The sequence below is a fragment of the Yersinia sp. 2466 StPb PI genome, from assembly GCF_041538325.1.
In the GTDB taxonomy this organism is placed as follows: Bacteria; Pseudomonadota; Gammaproteobacteria; order Enterobacterales; family Enterobacteriaceae; genus Yersinia; species Yersinia enterocolitica_E.
The window spans coordinates 2,760,522-2,774,854 of the sequence record NZ_JAULSL010000001.1; the positions used below are offsets into that span (position 1 = coordinate 2,760,522).

Sequence of the window (14,333 nt, forward strand, 5' to 3'; positions counted from 1 at the left end):
ATTATGGAGGATGCTGACAATGAAATATGCTTTATCTCAGTATAACCTCACCCGCGCCCTACTTATTTTAGTACTCAGCATAGCCGTTACCCATGCTGCCACCTCACCGGTATCTAAAAGTTTCACTGTCAATGCAATAGTGCAAACCGGCTGTAGCCTTGGGGGCGGAGCCACCGATACCAGCAACTTTGGCACATTGGATTTCGGCACCGTCTCTTCATTGGCAAACGCCACTAACGCAATATCTGGACTCAACTCAGGCAGTATCGTCCTCCAGTGCAGTGGTAATCCCACGGTCACACTGGCGCTTAATTCCGGGGCCAATACCTCAGGTAACATTTCTGCCGGCAGGCGCTTACTCAACAGCACAACGGGCGAATATTTGCTGTATCAAATATATCAAAACCCTGCCCGAACACAGATCTGGGGGGATGGTGCCAATGGGGGATCGACACGTTTAGTGACCACCGATGGCACCCAGCAACAAGTCATTTTATATGCACAACTATTTGCCAGTAGTATGCAACCCAGCGCTGGCGTCTACACAGATACTTTATTAGTTACAGTTACTTATTGATTACTGGCACGATGCCGCAGGAGATTTCACTATGACGCCATTTAACCTACTATCTCGGGTAATATTGCTTTCGGCCACACTGACCAGTAGCCAACTGTATGCTGCGGCCTCCGTTCTGATCTGGCCCATTGACCCGATAATTTCAGACAATGATAAAGCCACTGCATTGTGGTTGGAAAATAAAGATAGTCAGCCTATCTATATGCAGATTCGGGTATTAGGTTGGCAGCAGGTCAACACCCAAGACGATTACACCCCGCAATCAAGAATCATCGCCAGCCCACCGGTTGCAACTATTCAACCCGGTAAGCGTCAACTGATTCGTTTAGTCAAAAACGCCCCCGTTCCCGCCGGGCAAGAACAAGCCTACCGCATATTAATTGATGAAATACCTTATAAGAACCCAAACGATAAAACCGCCCCCGCTGCCACTCAGTTAGGGCTGAAATTCCAAATGCGCTATTCCGTTCCCTTGTTTGTTTACGGCAGTGGTGTGCTGGCGGCATCTGATACCACGCCAGCCCCCGGCGTTATGCCGACGAAACTCAGTTATAGCGTGCATTCACAAGGCGAGAAACAATGGTTGAATATCACTAATCAGGGCGCTGTTCATGCACGGATTTCGCGGGTGACCCTGCAAGAGAAAGACATTAATAAAGGTTTACTCGGTTATGTGTTAGCCGGCGCAAAAATGAGTTTCCCGCTCAGCCCAACAGCCAGAACAGGAGAATTAAGCGCCATTATCAATAACAGCACCAAACCCATAGTCATCCCACACCAATAAGGTGTTCGCATACAGCAGATAAGGTGTGTTTAATAATAACCTAGGGTTGGGAATGACTATCAGATTCAAGCTGTCACCATTATTAATATTGATGTATGGCTCAGTGTTGTTGCCTCCACTCATCCCCTGGGAAGTTTGGGGGGATAATCTGCCGCCACCTATGGCAGCAATGCCCGACAGTACCTTATATCTTGAGTTAGTGGTCAATGACCGTAACTTTGGTGATGCTGTGCCAGTCATCTATCGCGGGGGACATTACTATCTTTCACCAGCACAGTTAAAAACCATCGGATTACCCTCTAGTGCTGAGGTTGCGGTTGATAAGATGGATAAGGTGGCCGTGAAATATGATGGAGAAAACCAACGGCTATTAATTGATGTTCCCAGCGAGTGGTTACCGAAACAGCAAATTAACTCTGCCGCAACCGATGATTTTAATCTTGCACAAAGTAGCCTGGGATTTTTATTAAATTATGATTTTTATGTCAGCCAGAACAGTGGTAACCCACAGTCAGGTAATGCCTCAGCCTGGAGCGAGCAACGTATTTTTGACCGTTTTGGTTTAATCAGTAATACCGGCGTTTATCGTACTAACTTTTCAGGTAATAACGGCGACACGGATAATAACGGCTATATTCGGTTTGATACCCAATGGCAGAGGAATGATGAAAAAAACCTGCTACGTTATACCGCAGGTGACCTGATCACTGGAGCCTTGCCCTGGAGTAGCGCGGTGCGCCTGGGTGGTGTTCAAATCGCGCGTAATTTTGCTATTCGCCCCGACCTTATTACCTATCCGATGCCGCAATTTGCCGGTCAAGCTGCGGTACCTAGCACTGTCGAACTGTATATTGATAACTTCAGAACACAATCAGCCAATATTAACCCCGGCCCTTTTGTTATCGATAATGCCCCTCGTATTAATGGTGCTGGCCAAGCGACTATTATTACAACCGATGCCCTCGGTAGACAAATCAGCACCTCAGTGCCATTTTATGTTGCCAGTTCACTGCTAAAACCCGGCATGTGGGATTTTAGCCTGTCAGCCGGTGCTTTACGCCGCAATTATGCCATCCGTTCTGCCGATTATGCTGATCCTGTCGCCAGTGGCGTGGTTCGTTATGGCACAACGTCTTGGTTGACACTAGAAGGCCGAGGGGATGCTGCCAAAGGCATGAATGTGGTAGGTGGCGGAGCCGGATTTCGACTGGGCCTATTTGGGGTACTGAATGGTGCCTACAGCATGAGTAGTACCTCTGCCGATGCATTTAGTGATGTCATCAGTCAACCAGCCACTGATATCAACAATTCAACCATTAATACCTCACAGGTTGCCATTAATACCCGTGGTGGTATCGGTAACCAGCGTTCATTAGGTTATACCTACAGTAATTCCTACTTTAATCTGAATGCTCAGCGCATTAGCCGCAGCGATAATTATGGCGATCTGGCTAATTACAAAAGCGACTTTCGTCTGAGCCGACGTACCGACCAGATAACCGGCAGTATCAGCCTTGGAAACTTAGGGACACTTGGATCTGGTTATTTCGATGTCAGGGATGCGCTCGGTGAGCGAACCCGGTTGGTCAATATCAGCTATAGCACCTCAATATTCCGTAATACCAGTATTTACCTCTCCCTCAATCGTGAGTTGGGGACCAAAGGTTACAACGCACAACTGATCTGGAGTATCCCGCTGGGTGAATGGGGATCAGCCAGCGCCAGCACCAGCCGTGATGTTGATAACCAGTGGTCCCAACGCGTGAATTATAGCCGGGCAGCTCCTTCTAATGGCGGACTGGGTTGGAATCTCGCTTATGCCAACGGCAACAGTGAAAATAGCAGTTACCAACAAGCAGATGTTATTTGGCGCACTCGGATAATGGAAAGTCGCGCCGGTGTTTATGGCAATAGTGATAACTATAATAGTTGGGGTGAATTAAGTGGCTCGCTGGTTATGATGAATGGCGGCGTTTATGCCAGTAATATGATTAACGATGCATTTGCCTTGGTATCAACCAATGGTTTTAGCAATATTCCGGTCAGTTACGAAAACCAACTGATTGGTACTACGAACAACAACGGATATATCTTGATTCCGACAGTTTCTTCATATTATCAGGCCAAATTCCAGATTGACCCCATGAATTTACCTGCCGATGTCATATTGCCAACAGTAGAGCGAAATTTAGCGATCAGCGAACGCAGTGGCTATTTAATTGATTTCCCCATAACACAGATTACCGCCGCAAATATCAGACTTACCGATAAATCCGGTCAAGACTTACCGAAAGGCAGCGCGATATATACCACGGGCGACACACCTAGCGGTTATGTCGGTTGGGATGGTATGGCTTATATTGAGCAAGCCACCCAGTTGAATAAACTCACCATAGTGCGGGCTGATAATGGCACCCGCTGCTACAGCCAATTCCAATTGAAAAATACTAAAGGGATACAAGATGCTGGTACAGCCATATGCCAATAATTGCCGTACCTGGCTATCGGCAACTTTATTTAAGGAGCAGCTAATGATATCGCTCACGACGCGAATTACCAGCAAGATACCTCGGCCATACAGGCTACCTTATTGGTTGGTTCTGTCTGTACTGTGGCTATTGTCTGTCAGCAGTGCCACCGCGTGCACTTTTGCTGCCGCAGAAGTAAAGCTGCCACAAAATTCATCGTTTAATGTCAATACCCTCCCCGAAAGTGCCAGTGGTATAACGGCACTTGGCTGTGATGGAACAGCGCTGAGCGTATTATCCACTCCCGTATTGAACAGCACCATCACCAGCACTGCTAATAATCTTAATCTTAAGAATGCCGCCGGCGACTTAATTCCTTATTCAATCTATTCTGACCCAGGCTACAACAATCCCATTATAGTCGGGGGGAATATTAACTATGCTAACAGCAATTTACTCACCATCGTGCTGGGGAAAATAAAAGCCAATTTACCTATCTATATCCGTACTGGCAGTAATAATGCCATTAACGTCAATATCAGTGCCGGCACTTATACCGATACTATCTCTTTGAACTGGAATTATGATTTATGCTCTGCCGTTATTGGCGTCTGTATCGGTGGCACATTCAAAGGAACGGCTTCATCAACAGTCACTGTCACATTGGTGGTCAACAACGATTGTGTCATAAACGCCGCGCCCAATGTCGATTTTGGTAGCTACGCGTTAATGTCACAATTTATTCCTGTAAATCAATTTATCACCGCTACCTGTACCAAGAACGCCACCTTCACTACCTACATAACAAATGGCGATAATTTCTCTGCCCCTTGGCCCCAAATGAAATTACTCCCAGGGAGTGTTATACCTGCCCCCCCTACCGACTATTTACAGTATCAACTGTATCAGGGCTCGGGGTCGATTCCCTGGAATATAACCAACAAAAGATCAGATACCGCGACAGGCTCAGCTCAACAGATTCCTTATAAAGCGATGATCAATGCACAACAAACGCAAAGAACCGTTGGCACCTATCAGGACAATGTCAGTGTAGTGCTGGAATACTAGTGTGGTGCCGGAATACAGAGGAGGAGAAGCCATTAACTCGTTGTATTTTATGCACTATTTGTCTTTTAACCTTTTATTTTTTTATGATTGAAATTTTTAGTTATTGTTTATTTATAAGAAAAATCCGATTGGACTGTACTAAATCTGTCCCTGTTATACAATCTGCGGGCTTAAATAATAGCCGACATATTTCTATCTAAGGAAAGCCGAGATTAAACAGGAGTGGACATCATGACTGACTACGATAATCGGGAAGAATCAGCTGACATTGGTCTGTTAAAAGAAATGAACAGCTTACGGGACATCATCGAGAATAATTCAGACTGGATCTGGGAAGTTGATGCTTCCGGCCGTTATACGTTTTCATCTGCAAAATCCATTGAGCTTCTTGGTCGCCTACCCCATGAGGTGGTCGGTAAAACGCCGTTTGACTTTATGCCTCAGGATGAAGCCAGCCGGGTAGGAAAGATATTTGCAGAGATTGCGGCTGCACGTATCCCTTTTGCCGGTTTGCAAAACCGTAATATTCGCGCTGATGGCAGCGAAGTCTTAGTTGAAACCAGTGGTATCCCACTGTTCGATGATAACGGCGAATTCAAAGGTTATCGAGGAATTGATCGAAACCTGAGCAATTTACCTTATGATGCGGGTAAACGCTTATTTGAGTTGGAATCGATTTATTCCAGTGCTCCGGCTGGTCTGTGCTTTATCGATACAACCCTGCGCTATGTTACTGTAAATGATTATCTGGCTGAACTTCTGGGTAAAAATACAGTAGAGATTAATGGGCGCAAAATTGCAGACTTCCTACCTGGCATTATTCCTATTTTGCAGAGTGCTCTGCTGAAAGCCTATTGCAATGACAGTATCCCCGATGCTGAGTTTCAGATGCCGGATAAAGCACGGGTGTTCTTTATGCGGATAAATGCCGCCAGATATCCCAGTGGTCAAGTGAGTGGGCTGTCCGTCGCGATGATCGATATTACGTCATTAAAAGAGATGGAAGAAAAGCTGCGCAGCAGTAAACAGCATTACCGCAATATGGTGGAGCTGAATCCGCAAATTCCCTGGACTGCATCCCCGGATGGCATGATTACCGATGTCAGTTCTCGCTTTGAAAAAATTACGGGATTAACCCGCGAAGAGGCGCTGGCAGATAAATGGCTGCGTACCATCCATTTAGATGATCGCCACCCCACCTTAATCAGTTGGGAACACTCCTTACAAACACAGCAGCCACTGGATGTTGAAATCCGCTTTTGTCATGTTGAAAAGGGATGGAACTGGATGCGAATCCGAGCAGTTCCCAGCGTAGATGACAATGGCGATGTGTTGTGTTGGTATGGAACCGCAGAAGATATCCATGAACGAAAATTGCTGGAACTTAAGCTGGTTAAAGCAAATCGACGTCTGGAAATTCAGGCCAGAACAGACTCACTGACTAAATTGCCTAATCGCCGGGCGTTCAAAAAAGTGCTGGCCCATGAATTTATGCGGGCAAAACGCTCAGACTCTCCGCTAGCAGTTTTAATGATTGATATTGATTACTTTAAGAACTTCAATGACTGCTATGGTCATATCTCTGGTGATGCCTGCTTACGGTTGGTCGCCAGGGCATTACGCAAATCACTAAAACGCAGCACCGATATTGTTGCTCGCTATGGTGGAGAAGAGTTTGCTGCTATTCTGCCAGATACCGATCAACAGGGCGCCAGCCTGGTGGCCGAGCATATATTGCAATCTATCCGTGCTATGGGAATTAAACACAATGACAGTAAATTCCGTAAAGTCACCATCAGCCTTGGTGTCACTGTTTATCAAGCCCATCAGCATAGTGGTATTACAGATCAAGCGGATTTAATGCTCGCGGCAGATCAAGCACTTTATTACTCGAAAAAGAATGGTCGTAACCAATTTAATTTGGCTGAACTCCCCTGCGAATGCAGCCATTAGGCTACTCTGACTAAACATACTCGGTATTAAATAATTAACACCCATCAGATTCGATGCGGATAGAATTTACGCCGAGGCGGTATTTTTTAGATGCGGCCTCTGGCACTTTTTTCTGACTCAGCTATTCTCAATAAGGCGACCAATCTGGTCATACCTCATACCATTTGGTAGGTAAGGAGTCTTTATGGGAAAAACTCTAGTAAAAATCAGAGATTTTGAAGTTGATGACGCAGAGTTATCTGCACCACTGACAAAAGGCGAAAACACCCTCAGTATCCCCTGTAAATCGGATCCTGAATTGTGCATGCAGCTAGATGGGTGGGATGAACATACCAGCATTCCCGCAACGTTAGATGGGAAAGACCGGTTGCTTTTTAAGCAACATTACGATCGACATCAGGATGCTTGGGTAATGAGGGTAACGTGATTGTTGCAATAAGAAGATCCGTCAACCCATAGCTACAATTTATGAGTGACGGTTTCTTCTGTTGCGACTCGATAATATCTGTAGTGCAAAATCAATCAAATTACTGACCACTAGAAGCCAGCTATCAGAATTTTTCCAATACTTTGAACTGCATACAAATCAGCATCATTTCTGGGGAGAACATCTCGTACTCCTCAAAAAAGCGCTGTTGCGTTTTACGCCAAAACGTCAGCGTTCGATCGCCCTCACCTTCAGCGACAGCATGGGCTTCATCAACCTGATCAAACGTTTTCAATTCTACGTCGGTCAACTCTATCGCACAAACCGGTTCATTGCGGCCATTGACCACAACAAAGATATCCCCCGCCTGCGGCACGCCATCTTCATCCAATGCCGCACAGGTCGCTGTTTTCGTACCGTTCAGTACTAATGCCAATACATCATCTGCCACTTGTTCAGTATCACCAAATGCCCAACGCTCGGCATCTTGATATTTTTGTGGGACTGTAGCCATAGTTTCATTATTCCTATTCGTCATCTTATTGATGCAGCGCATATTACACTTTATCTTAACTGGTACGAACTGACTAACTCTCGCATCAGCATAAATTTTCGCTACTATACCTAAAGTAACCAGCGTCGCAGTAAACAAATGAATTCCGCAGAGCTGACCCCGTCAGACATAATACTAAATTGAATAAGGACCCTATGGTGACCAAACGCTTGCATACGAAACATTGGAAAATGTTTGTGGTGTTACTCTGTATCTGTGGCGCATTAATGCTGCTGCGGTGGGCGTCGATGATTTTTGGCTGATATGACTACCGCTAGCGTTTGTCTTTAGGTAAAAATAAGCAACCACACTTTGGGCAAACCAAGGCCGTATTTTTGTGCACTTTTTCTGAGCTCTGCTCAGAGACTGCGCCACAATCTGGGCACTTGATCTTCACTTTTACACTGCTAACCAATCTTTTGACGCTATCAAGAAATGACATATGCTCGCCTCTCAGTTGTACAACCTCGTTAGATTACGTTAACCAACGGCAATAAACCGTGGAGTGGTCAGCGTTTACTCAGATTATCTGTACCGGGCCAGATTTTTGTTCACGAAAATAGCCGGTTTTGCAGGAGACAACGGGAAAAAAACAAGCGGAAAATGGAAAGTACGGGGAAATCATTCACCACGCAGCATGACTTGCATGCTTGGCGTAGTGATGTGGTAGACGGGTTATTGGAAACCTTTGGTCTGGGGTCAGTGATTCCATAATTCTTGGATCAACCCTCTGACCCGAACCTTGGAAGCACCAGCAACCAAACTGATAACACGGTTAGCACTCAACGTAGAAACGTCGGTATTCCATTCATCAAAAGAATGTTCTGCGTAACTATCGTTGAAAACTTTTTTTATCGAGGATTCAGCTTCGGACATCTCACTGAAACTCTTAGCGTTTATTAAGCACTGAGCAATGATTGAGACTTTTTTCATGTTTTATCCTTGATTATCGGTCGCATAGTGTAGCACAATTACACTCTCTCTGATCATATGCTGCTTAAATTGTTTTCAATTGAAGATAACGTTTTGATATTACAGCATATTCAACCAAGACTGACAGGCAAGATCTGGTCCTAACCTCATTGTTCAGTCACTCTAAAACCCTACTACGCGCTCAGAACTTGCTTGAAAAGCATTCATCATTCTAAATCCACCCCAGCAGATTCATTATTTATTCACTATCAGTGCGTTTTTTAGTCAGCTCACATGCTATATTGTAGTGGCTTTGTCATGACAAAGACCTTATCTGTGTGAGTAATTGAGGTGCCGAATGATCAGCAATTTCTTTCTCTATTCACTATTTATTATCTATATCACCGCGGCGCTTATTGATGGCTCACTCCCACTGCTTGACCTAATGTAACCCAAGTACCAGCCTGACAATGGCATCAACGCCAAAGCGCCCCCTCTAGTTACTGTGCATGGCAGCAGCATCTTGTAGTAAGGAGTTCATCTCAATGGTACCTGGTGGCCGTAGTGACCATTTTGGCCCCTGTAACGCCTCTGCATAACCCGCCTGATACAAACGCTCCATCTTGATGGGATCAAAAATCTCTGCGCCATTGGTATCAACATTTGATGGAATCGTTATCCAGTGGAATCCTGAATTTTCAGCCAAAGAGAATGCATAAATACGATACAAATCCCCGACCAATGCCGCTTTGCTGGTTGAGTCAAGAGTACGCATAGCGATATTACGCACCAACCGTGGGGTCGGTTCTGGTTGTGGGCCAAGCTGTCCATTATGGATGATATAAATATCTTCTTTACTGTCTGCCAGGCCCGCTCTGGTACGTACGACTTTTGAACTGTACACACCACCATTATAGAAGACCCGCGCCGCCACACCGCCGTCAACATGCATTTCATCGTAATGCTTACCCTGAGCCACCACATCAAAAAATACCGGTGAGAACGCGACAGGGACTGAAGAGGAAGCCAGCATCACCTTACGAAATAGCATTAAAGCTTCAGGAGTCCCTTTCATCGCAATCAGCCCCATGTTCCAGACAATAAATCTTTGCGAATCGAGATCCACCGTACCCATATACAACCGCCGACCATGCCGATGTGCCTGGGCGATTTCACTCATTAACTCAGGAGTAATATGCCCATCAATCAATTTAGACAACGGGCTGGTATCCGCTAATGATTCGCGGAAAAAGAGGCGAAATAATAGATTATCCAGATGGAAAATATCACGGGTGGTGGTGGTGGTATAAAAGTCATGTAATGCCTGGTCGTGATCACTCCCTAAAAAGGCGAAAGGTGCGATCAACGCGCCAGTGGAAACCCCACTGACCACCTTAAACACGGGGCGCTTACCTGTTTTCGTCCAGCCGTTCAAAAAACCAGCACCGAAGGCGCCATTTGGGCCACCACCAGATAATGCCAGATGGGGATAAACCAATGTTCCATCCGCGGCTCGGAACATCTCTTTCGATTCATCTTTATAAGATTGCAGTAAATCCGCTTCAAATATCGGGCTAATGTGCCCTGCCCCGGCACGGATATCCGGCATTCCAGGGATTTCGGCCGCTGGCATTAACTCCACTGGCACTGGATTTCTAGGTAATTGGCTACAGGCCACCAATAGAGAAACTCCGGTTAGCAACGCCATGGAACGAACTAATTTCCAGCTTATTATCATTATATGTCCTAGCAGATGCGGCCAAATATTACTGACTAAACGTAGACTAATTTGATGATAGTCTCACAAAATCATCCTGTCTGTTATGCCATTGTTGATGAGAAAGATGATACCAACAGTGTTGGCTTAACTTACTGTCAGGGCTGACAATTGGATGGGGAAAATGGTCTGGCGCGCGCACCATGCCGATTCGTTCCATCAATGCTTGTGAACGCAGGTTAATTAAAGCAGTAAATGAAACAATTTCAGCCAGTTTTAATTGATCGAAACCTACCGTCAATACTGCCAATGCAGCTTCCGTTGCCAGCCCTTGCCCCCAAAATGGAAAAGCAAAACGCCAGCCTATCTCGACACAAGGTGAAAAAGGTAATTTAACGGTAGGAATATGTAACCCCAATGCGCCGACAAACTGCCCGCTAGCTTTCAGCTCAACAGCCCACAACCCCCAGCCACACTGTGCTATCAATAATTGACAACGTGAAGCCATCATATCGCTTGCTTCACGTGTTAGAGGGGCTGGGAAAAATGCCATAACGCGAGGATCTGCGTTAAGCGCTGCAAAAGGTGCCCGGTCTGACGGGAGCCACTGCCGTAGCTGTAAACGCTCAGTTTCAAACTCAATAACGTTTTTCATTCTATCGAAGCTAATCCTACTTTGGTACAAGGTGAAGGATTGCCCCACCCTCAATTTTTCTTACCTCTATTTCTGCGATAATGCTCGCCATTGCTGCACAGAAGGCCGCTGCCATTGGTAATTTGCATACTGACGAAGATACTCAGGTAAGTTGTCGCCATTAAGAACTAACCGGTTAAGCATCAGTGCCAAATCAGTATCTGCGATACACCATTCACTGAATAAATATCTTCTGCCATCCGACAGCAAACGCTCCAACCCAGAAATAAGTTTCTTCGCCGCTTGTTGCGCGCTATCAGACAAAGGAGGCAGCCTTAACCCAGCAAAGACCACTTCAGTTGGCCGTTCAGTGCGGACCGGCATAAAATCACTGCGCAGCCATGCCTGTATTTCACGCGCTCTGGCACGCTCTTGCCTATCTTGCGGATACAGCCGAGCGTAATCTGGCGCCGGGAAACGCTCGTCCAAATATTCAGCAATAGCTGAAGACTCAGAGAGTTGAAAATCATCGATAACCAGTGTCGGCACCCGACGTGTCGCCGACAGACGGGCATAAGCCTGTTGCAGATTCTCCCCAGCAGACAAATTAATGACGCTTAATGAGAAAGGCAGTGCTTTTTCTGTCAATGATACGAATACCGACATCACATAAGGACTAAAAAAATCTGAATCGGTATACAACGTAATAGTTTGCTGGCTCATCGAAACCCCGACTGATTATCACTAAGTAGATTGACGTTAATCGGTTTTAGCCAGATTGAATAGCAGCTTCTGCAAAAAAATATTATCGCTAATAACGCCCTATTTTCTGTTTCAAAAACCGCAGATGATCTTTATATAGCAACATTGCACAGACGAAAGCCAAAGTAATGAAATCTAATCCGCAGGTTGTTGGTCATCTAAAATTGTCAGCAGAATATCCGCATCCGGGGTTGTTATATGCTTCCCTTCGAGAAAACCAGCGAGTTTAGCCTCTGCATCATGTTCATACACTTCATAACCTGTGATTCGATAGCCCGGTACGCCATCCTGGCGGCGAATATACTCATCACCATCAATGTAGTACTCAACAACACCACTGGCATCTTCAATCTCATAACGTTTATCAAAAGGGAACTGTTTCATTACTCATCCTAAAAAAACAACATAGCTCTATGATGCCAATTTATAGCTGTTTTAGGAAGTGTTCGGCGTACCGTCTTCCCCACTAGCGCTCAACAACGTTGCTTTAGCAATGAGAAAGGTTGCCCTGTTAATCAGGCAACCTTTATTACTTTTTATCTATTTTTTTTAGACTTAAAATAACTGAATTAACTAATAATGGTCACTTCTTAAACTTTAAAGAAAGCAGTGCATTCTTGCCAACATCCATATATTTGTCAGCTAAAGCTTCAGTCGTGTTAAACGTAGCAATAACTAGTTTCCCATCAATCGTAGTGAGCAACATCACATTCTTGATGGTTCCATCAGCAGCCGGGGTATCCATAGTGATGATATAAGCTTTACGCCCATCAACATCCTTCTCTTCCAGAGTCGGCTTGAATGGCGCAAATTGTTTCTTCATCATATTAACAACTTCAGCGAGCTTGCCATCGGGTATGGCACTATTGCTATCGCTGAATGCGAAGGACACACTGCCCTGTTCAACGGAATAGGCTTCTTGTGGTGCATTCTGCTGAGGGTATTTAGTTGCCAGCATTTCTTTAGACATTAAAGTGAATTCAGCTGGCATCTCAATGTAAGCTTTGCCACCAAAAACTTTAGTGCCTGTTGGTTCAGGTTCAGAACAACCGGCAAGAACAACGACCATAGCAAATAATAGGAAAACACTTTTTTTTAACAAAATAGACACCCCAGAATAAAATGAATGTAGACTCTGGCTAATAATAGCCAGACCCTGTTTTTGATAAAAATTTATTGCCGTTTAATTATATCCACTGGTATTCTTTTTAGTCCATTTAGATCATCCAAGATATGTCCTAATTAATTATTCCCTTTTATCATAAATAAAATTAGAAACACGATTACTATCAATGATAAGGAAAAAGCAACGAATATCATATGCAATAAACACCCCCATTTACTTAATCAGAGCAATGTCACCTTGGCGTAATCCACCCTTATTTATTGCTTAAGAAAGTAAATAAGATGATACAGATGTTGTTAGTTAGTTATATTTACTCTTGCAATAAATCGGGACATTGAGCTCATTTTTTCATCTTTTCCCTCACTAAGAATCAGCTAGCTGGAACAATTTTTACGTGTTACAGACGTGAAAATAAATGCAATTAAGGTAAACTGAGACGCCTAAGTAAGGGGATAGAATGAGTAGTGAAATATTTCTTGCGGTGCTGGGCGCGGCACTGTTACATGCTTGCTGGAACGCTCTTGTTAAATTTGGCAATGATCGTTTTGTCGCTATCTCTTTGATGGCAATTTTCTCCGGAGTGATTTCACTGTTCGGTATTTTTTTTGTGGCGTTACCCTCGCTGAGCGCGCTTCCTTGGTTACTGTTGTCGGTTGCTTTTCACACAGGTTATTGCCTGTTTCTAAGTAAAGCTTATGAACAAGCCGAGTTTGGTCAAATCTATCCTATCGCACGTGGCGTTGCCCCCCTGTTAAGTGCTCTGCTCTCTTGGTTAATCTTGTCGGAAATCCCCAGGTCGTTAGCCTTAGTAGGGGCGGCTATTTTAGTCTCCGGTGTCATCATGATGACATTTGATGGCCGACGTGGCCCTGACAAAGTCAATGGCAGGGCTATTATCTATGCCTTAATTACTGCGACTTTTACTGCCTGTTACACCCTATCTGATGGGGCTGGTAGCCGCGCCAGCATTGAACCACTTAGTTATATTTTTTGGTTGTTTATGTGCAACGGCATAGCCATGTTTGCATTACTTTGGATAATGCACCGCAATGTGGTTTTTCGTCAAATACGCCAGCACTGGCGACACGGCGTGATTGGTGGTGCGATGCAATTACTGGCTTATGGCATTGTCATTTGGGCCATGAAAAGCACGCCAATCGCCCTCGTTGCCGCTCTACGTGAAACCAGTGTCTTGTTCGCCATGATAATCTCAATCTGGATGCTAAAAGAGAAACCATCGATGTTACGACTCATCGCCAGTGCCATTATTCTGATGGGGGTAGCAGTAACTAAACTTGGCTAATACTTAACCAAAAAATGCAAACTCCATTTCTTAGAAAAGGAGAGCACTA

16 protein-coding genes are annotated in these 14,333 nt (G+C 44.9%); 8 read left to right on the forward strand and 8 right to left on the reverse strand.

Translation table 11 applies throughout. From position 1 onward, the window contains the following. Positions 1–19: 19 nt before the first annotated feature. The 6 genes from Q2T72_RS12485 (at position 20) to Q2T72_RS12510 (ending at position 7,277) form a co-directional block, all read left to right on the forward strand. Positions 20–577, forward strand: coding sequence for a spore coat U domain-containing protein (locus Q2T72_RS12485; protein ID WP_083158651.1), 558 nt, complete (start codon positions 20–22; stop codon positions 575–577). A 31-nt stretch (positions 578–608) separates the two neighbouring features. Then, positions 609–1,361, forward strand: a complete 753-nt coding sequence (locus Q2T72_RS12490; protein WP_372569250.1) for a molecular chaperone — start codon at positions 609–611, stop codon at positions 1,359–1,361. A 52-nt stretch (positions 1,362–1,413) separates the two neighbouring features. Continuing rightward, complete coding sequence (locus tag Q2T72_RS12495) at positions 1,414–3,849, forward strand: fimbria/pilus outer membrane usher protein (protein WP_083158649.1); 2,436 nt, start codon at positions 1,414–1,416, stop codon at positions 3,847–3,849. 43 nt (positions 3,850–3,892) lie between these two features. Then, entirely contained in the window at positions 3,893–4,897 is a 1,005-nt protein-coding gene (locus tag Q2T72_RS12500; protein ID WP_372569886.1) for a spore coat protein U domain-containing protein, read from the forward strand. A 231-nt stretch (positions 4,898–5,128) separates the two neighbouring features. Continuing rightward, complete coding sequence (locus Q2T72_RS12505; RefSeq protein ID WP_083158648.1) at positions 5,129–6,850, forward strand: diguanylate cyclase; 1,722 nt, start codon at positions 5,129–5,131, stop codon at positions 6,848–6,850. A 184-nt stretch (positions 6,851–7,034) separates the two neighbouring features. Continuing rightward, positions 7,035–7,277, forward strand: a complete 243-nt coding sequence (locus Q2T72_RS12510) for a DUF1480 family protein (RefSeq protein ID WP_083158647.1) — start codon at positions 7,035–7,037, stop codon at positions 7,275–7,277. 124 nt (positions 7,278–7,401) lie between these two features. Here Q2T72_RS12510 and Q2T72_RS12515 read toward each other — a convergent pair whose 3' ends face one another. Next, positions 7,402–7,791, reverse strand: coding sequence for an ASCH domain-containing protein (locus tag Q2T72_RS12515; protein ID WP_083158646.1), 390 nt, complete (start codon positions 7,789–7,791; stop codon positions 7,402–7,404). A 194-nt stretch (positions 7,792–7,985) separates the two neighbouring features. Between Q2T72_RS12515 and yniD the strand changes: the two genes are divergently transcribed. Further along, positions 7,986–8,093, forward strand: coding sequence for a small membrane protein YniD (yniD, locus tag Q2T72_RS12520; RefSeq protein WP_086018937.1), 108 nt, complete (start codon positions 7,986–7,988; stop codon positions 8,091–8,093). A gap of 11 nt (positions 8,094–8,104) precedes the next feature. Here yniD and Q2T72_RS12525 read toward each other — a convergent pair whose 3' ends face one another. The 7 genes from Q2T72_RS12525 to Q2T72_RS12555 form a co-directional block, all read right to left on the reverse strand. Continuing rightward, entirely contained in the window at positions 8,105–8,272 is a 168-nt protein-coding gene (locus Q2T72_RS12525) for a YnfU family zinc-binding protein (protein ID WP_227746530.1), read from the reverse strand. Between the two features lie 257 nt (positions 8,273–8,529). Then, on the reverse strand, positions 8,530–8,763 hold the full coding sequence (locus Q2T72_RS12530) for a hypothetical protein (protein ID WP_005182969.1): 234 nt from the start codon (positions 8,761–8,763) through the stop codon (positions 8,530–8,532). A 475-nt stretch (positions 8,764–9,238) separates the two neighbouring features. Then, positions 9,239–10,480, reverse strand: coding sequence for a patatin-like phospholipase family protein (locus Q2T72_RS12535; RefSeq protein WP_083158645.1), 1,242 nt, complete (start codon positions 10,478–10,480; stop codon positions 9,239–9,241). Positions 10,481–10,526: 46 nt separating this feature from the next. Then, the gene (locus tag Q2T72_RS12540; RefSeq protein WP_083158644.1) at positions 10,527–11,114 is read right to left on the reverse strand and encodes a GNAT family N-acetyltransferase; all 588 of its coding nucleotides are present in this window, start codon (positions 11,112–11,114) and stop codon (positions 10,527–10,529) included. 66 nt (positions 11,115–11,180) lie between these two features. Beyond that, entirely contained in the window at positions 11,181–11,816 is a 636-nt protein-coding gene (yfcF, locus tag Q2T72_RS12545; protein ID WP_372569251.1) for a glutathione transferase, read from the reverse strand. 174 nt (positions 11,817–11,990) lie between these two features. After that, positions 11,991–12,239 carry a hypothetical protein gene (locus tag Q2T72_RS12550; protein ID WP_083158642.1) on the reverse strand — a complete coding sequence of 83 codons (249 nt, stop codon included), beginning with the start codon at positions 12,237–12,239 and terminating at the stop codon, positions 11,991–11,993. 199 nt (positions 12,240–12,438) lie between these two features. Further along, positions 12,439–12,957 carry a hypothetical protein gene (locus Q2T72_RS12555; protein WP_083158641.1) on the reverse strand — a complete coding sequence of 173 codons (519 nt, stop codon included), beginning with the start codon at positions 12,955–12,957 and terminating at the stop codon, positions 12,439–12,441. Positions 12,958–13,438: 481 nt separating this feature from the next. On the opposite strand from Q2T72_RS12555, the gene Q2T72_RS12560 reads away from it, so the two are divergent. Then, entirely contained in the window at positions 13,439–14,284 is an 846-nt protein-coding gene (locus Q2T72_RS12560; protein WP_083158640.1) for a DMT family transporter, read from the forward strand. Positions 14,285–14,333 lie beyond the last annotated feature (49 nt).

Bases quoted from the DNA above. Each gene is read 5' to 3' on its own strand.
- Q2T72_RS12485 (WP_083158651.1), top strand. From the start codon at position 20: ATGAAATATGCTTTATCTCAGTATAACCTCACCCGCGCCCTACTTATT.
- Q2T72_RS12490 (WP_372569250.1), top strand. From the start codon at position 609: ATGACGCCATTTAACCTACTATCTCGGGTAATATTGCTTTCGGCCACA.
- Q2T72_RS12495 (WP_083158649.1), top strand. From the start codon at position 1,414: ATGACTATCAGATTCAAGCTGTCACCATTATTAATATTGATGTATGGC.
- Q2T72_RS12500 (WP_372569886.1), top strand. From the start codon at position 3,893: ATGATATCGCTCACGACGCGAATTACCAGCAAGATACCTCGGCCATAC.
- Q2T72_RS12505 (WP_083158648.1), top strand. From the start codon at position 5,129: ATGACTGACTACGATAATCGGGAAGAATCAGCTGACATTGGTCTGTTA.
- Q2T72_RS12510 (WP_083158647.1), top strand. From the start codon at position 7,035: ATGGGAAAAACTCTAGTAAAAATCAGAGATTTTGAAGTTGATGACGCA.
- Q2T72_RS12515 (WP_083158646.1), bottom strand. From the start codon at position 7,791: ATGGCTACAGTCCCACAAAAATATCAAGATGCCGAGCGTTGGGCATTT.
- yniD (WP_086018937.1), top strand. From the start codon at position 7,986: ATGGTGACCAAACGCTTGCATACGAAACATTGGAAAATGTTTGTGGTG.
- Q2T72_RS12525 (WP_227746530.1), bottom strand. From the start codon at position 8,272: ATGTCATTTCTTGATAGCGTCAAAAGATTGGTTAGCAGTGTAAAAGTG.
- Q2T72_RS12530 (WP_005182969.1), bottom strand. From the start codon at position 8,763: ATGAAAAAAGTCTCAATCATTGCTCAGTGCTTAATAAACGCTAAGAGT.
- Q2T72_RS12535 (WP_083158645.1), bottom strand. From the start codon at position 10,480: ATGATAATAAGCTGGAAATTAGTTCGTTCCATGGCGTTGCTAACCGGA.
- Q2T72_RS12540 (WP_083158644.1), bottom strand. From the start codon at position 11,114: ATGAAAAACGTTATTGAGTTTGAAACTGAGCGTTTACAGCTACGGCAG.
- yfcF (WP_372569251.1), bottom strand. From the start codon at position 11,816: ATGAGCCAGCAAACTATTACGTTGTATACCGATTCAGATTTTTTTAGT.
- Q2T72_RS12550 (WP_083158642.1), bottom strand. From the start codon at position 12,239: ATGAAACAGTTCCCTTTTGATAAACGTTATGAGATTGAAGATGCCAGT.
- Q2T72_RS12560 (WP_083158640.1), top strand. From the start codon at position 13,439: ATGAGTAGTGAAATATTTCTTGCGGTGCTGGGCGCGGCACTGTTACAT.